The organism is Kribbella sp. (genome assembly GCF_035687465.1).
Taxonomy (GTDB): domain Bacteria; phylum Actinomycetota; class Actinomycetes; order Propionibacteriales; family Kribbellaceae; genus Kribbella.
The window spans coordinates 1-3,157 of record NZ_DASRXP010000062.1 but is presented as its reverse complement, the minus strand read 5'-3'; the positions used below and the strand labels follow the sequence as shown (position 1 = coordinate 3,157).

The following is a 3,157-nucleotide window of genomic DNA, read 5'->3' as shown; positions in this document are numbered from 1 at the left end:
TGGCGGAGTTGGCGGCCGCGGCACGACTGTCGAGCCTGGCTGACACCACGCCGGAAGGCCGCAGCATCGTCGACCTCGTCGCCCGCGACCACAGCCTCACCCCCGAGACCACCGAGACCGAGCGGGCCGGGGTGTTCGTGGCGTTCACCGCACAGACCCGCATGTCCGGCATCGACCTGGGTGACCGCGTGGTCCGCAAAGGCGCGGCGAGCGCGGTTCGGGTGTGGGTTATCGACCAGGGCGGCACGGTGCCGGTCGAGGTCGACGAGGCGGTGGACCGGGTCAGCGCCGACGGCGGCACCCCACTCGTCGTCGCGGAACACCTCGACGGGGTGGCTGTCATCCGTGGTGTGATCCGGCTGTCCGACGTGGTGAAACCCGCGATGAAGGAACGGTTCGCCGAGCTACGCAGGATGGGTATCAGGACCGTCATGATCACCGGGGACAACCCGTTGACCGCGAAGGCGATCGCGGCGGAGTCCGGGGTGGATGACTACCTCGCGGAGGCCACACCCGAAGACAAGATGGCGTTGATCCGTAAGGAGCAGGAGGGTGGGCGGCTGGTCGCGATGACCGGCGACGGCACCAACGACGCCCCCGCCCTCGCCCAGTCCGACGTCGGCGTCGCCATGAACAGCGGCACCTCAGCGGCGAAAGAGGCCGGGAACATGGTCGACCTCGACTCCGACCCCACCAAACTGATCGAGATCGTCGAGATCGGCAAGCAGTTGCTGATCACCCGTGGCGCGTTGACCACGTTCAGTGTCGCGAACGACCTCGCGAAGTACTTCGCGATCCTGCCGGCCATGTTCGCCGGGATTTACCCGCAGCTCGACAAGCTGAACATCATGAACCTGCACTCACCCAGCTCGGCGATCGTGTCAGCCGTGGTGTTCAACGCACTGATCATCGTCGGGCTGATTCCCCTCGCGGTGCGGGGTGTCCGGTACCGGCCGTCGACCGCGACCGCGTTGCTGCGCCGCAACCTGCTGATCTACGGACTCGGCGGTGTCATCACCCCGTTCATCGGTATCTGGCTCATCGACCTCGTCGTCCGTCTCATCCCAGGAATGTGAACACATGAACTCCCTCAGCAAACAAACACTCGCCGGACTCCGGATCCTGCTCGTATTGACCGTGCTCACCGGCGTCCTCTACCCGCTCGGAGTATGGGTCGTCAGCCGGCTCCCCGGCCTCCAAGCCAACGCCGAAGGCTCCGTGATCACCGTCAACGACAAAGCGGTCGGTTCGGACCTGATCGGCATCGACCCCGTCGCGAAGAACCCGAACAACGACCCGTGGTTCCACACCCGCCCCTCCGCGGTCGCGCAGGACCTCGACGGCGACGGCACACCCGACCCGCTCGGCCCAGCCGACCCCTCGATCTCCGCCGGCTCCAACAAAGGCGCCTTCGACAAGGACCTCGTCGCAGCCATCCAGACCCGCAAAGACACCATCGCGGCCCGCGAAAACGTCCACCCGTCACAGGTACCGGCCGACGCGGTCACCGCCTCCGCGTCCGGCCTCGACCCAGACATCAGCCCCGACTACGCCGACCTACAGATCAAACGAGTCGCACGAGAGAACGGGCTGACCACCGAACAGGTACATGCGCTCGTCGACGACAACACCGACGGCCGAGGAGCCGGCATCCTCGGCGAACCAGGCGTCAACGTACTGAAACTCAACCTGGCCGTACAGGCCGCCCGGTGACCGGAAGCTCGTGCACGCCGTAGATGTTCCACCCTGCCAGTTGTTGCGGGCGCCGGGGTGCGCGATCGTCAGGTAGCGCAACAGTTCCCAGACGGCCCCCGTCAACACCGGCCTCGCTAGTCTCTTGGCGTACTCGATTGGGTGATTGTTGTTGGTGGGTAAGGGTTTTGTCGGTGATGGCGGGTATTCTGAACGTATGTTCGACGACGAAAGTGCTGAGATTCTTGCCGAGTTGTCTGCCGGGGAGCGGGTTGATGCGCAGCGTGCTGCGAGGAAAGTGGGTCGGGTTGCGCGGTTCATTGAGTTGAACCCTGGCGAGTTCGCACCGCTGGAGCTGAGTGCGGCGACGGGTTGGACTCCGCTGCATACGCAGTGTCGGATCAGGTTGGCGACGGCGTTGACGACGCGGTGTCCCGCAACGTTCGCGGTGTTCAGCGCGGGGGACATTCCGGAGTACAAGGCACGTCGAATCGTGGAGGCTGTCGAAGTTCTCTCCGATGAAACGGTCGCACTGGTAGAAGCGGAGATCGCGGCGCAGGCCGCGGGGTTGAGTAGCCCGCAGCTCAACTACCGGTTGCGTCGGGCGGTGGCGCGGGCGGATCCGGAGGCTGCCGCGAGGCGTGCTGCGGCGAAGTCGCTCGCTCGGCAGGTGATGCATCAGGGTCTTGATGATGGTGTTGGTGTGTTGTCGGTGCAGTGTGATGTGGAACGGACACAGGTGGCGTATCAGCGGATCCAGGCTCAGGCACGGCAGATCAAGTCCGCTGGCGACGACCGCACTATGGATCAGATCTCCACTGATGTGATGATGGACCTTTTGGCGGGTAAGGGGTTCGAGAACGCGAAGGTGATTGTCCGTCTCACCCTGCCAGCGACGACCGTGTTGGGGGTCGACTCCAAACCGGGCTATCTCGCCGGCTACGGATGGCTACCTGCCCAGCGGGCACTCGAGCTGGCCGCCCAGAAAGACGCAGTGTGGCAGCGGATTCTGACTGATCCGTTGACGGGGCATGCGGTGGATGTGGGGCGGCGCAAGTACCGGCCATCGGCCGCCCTACGGGACCACATCGAAGCTGTGTACCCGACGTGTACTGGTCCGGGATGTGTGCGGCCTGCTCACCTGTGCGACTTGGATCACGTGACACCGTTCCCGCAGGGCGCGACGGATCAGTTCACTGTCCGTCCGGCATGTCGGACTCACCACCGGCTCAAAACTCTTGGTGGGTGGCGGGTGGAACTGTCCGGCAACGGCCGTGGCCTCACGTGGATCACGAAGTATGGGTACCGGTTCACCCATGAACCGGAGCCGATCGCCGATCCGGATGTGGCACCATTCTAGAGGGATGGTGTGCTGCTTAACACGGGGGACGATCGCCTACGGGGTTGCGTGGTCCGATGAGCTGGGGCGATCGGGGCCGCGCCTTCGCCGATGCGTCCCAGCCGG

The 3,157-nt window shown here is 64.9% G+C and carries 3 protein-coding genes; all 3 read left to right on the top strand.

What is annotated here, in order from left to right:
- Positions 1 to 1,076: potassium-transporting ATPase subunit KdpB (gene kdpB, locus VFG33_RS03130; RefSeq protein ID WP_325022159.1), on the top strand; the 1,076-nt coding region annotated here is incomplete at its 5' end.
- Positions 1,077 to 1,080: 4 nt separating this feature from the next.
- On the top strand, positions 1,081 to 1,713 hold the full coding sequence (locus tag VFG33_RS03125; RefSeq protein WP_325022157.1) for a potassium-transporting ATPase subunit C: 633 nt from the start codon (positions 1,081 to 1,083) through the stop codon (positions 1,711 to 1,713).
- 196 nt (positions 1,714 to 1,909) lie between these two features.
- Complete coding sequence (locus VFG33_RS03120) at positions 1,910 to 3,052, top strand: HNH endonuclease signature motif containing protein (protein WP_325022155.1); 1,143 nt, start codon at positions 1,910 to 1,912, stop codon at positions 3,050 to 3,052.
- Positions 3,053 to 3,157: the final 105 nt, after the last annotated feature.